The 242-nt window shown below is 55.8% G+C and carries 1 rRNA gene; it reads right to left on the reverse strand.

What is annotated here, in order from left to right:
- Window positions 1–242: ribosomal RNA gene (locus tag OGX93_RS00600) — 23S ribosomal RNA — on the reverse strand; the annotation flags it as partial.

The raw sequence follows: 242 nt of genomic DNA on the forward strand, positions 1-242 counted from the left end.
GCTTAAACCGGGACAACCGTCGCCCGGCCGACATAGCCTTCTCCGTCCCCCCTTCGCAGTAACACCAAGTACAGGAATATTAACCTGTTTCCCATCGACTACGCCTTTCGGCCTCGCCTTAGGGGTCGACTCACCCTGCCCCGATTAACGTTGGACAGGAACCCTTGGTCTTCCGGCGAGCGGGCTTTTCACCCGCTTTATCGTTACTTATGTCAGCATTCGCACTTCTGATACCTCCAGCA

Origin of the sequence: Citrobacter sp. CK195 (assembly GCF_030333365.1) — a bacterium.
GTDB lineage: Bacteria > Pseudomonadota > Gammaproteobacteria > Enterobacterales > Enterobacteriaceae > Citrobacter_B > Citrobacter_B koseri.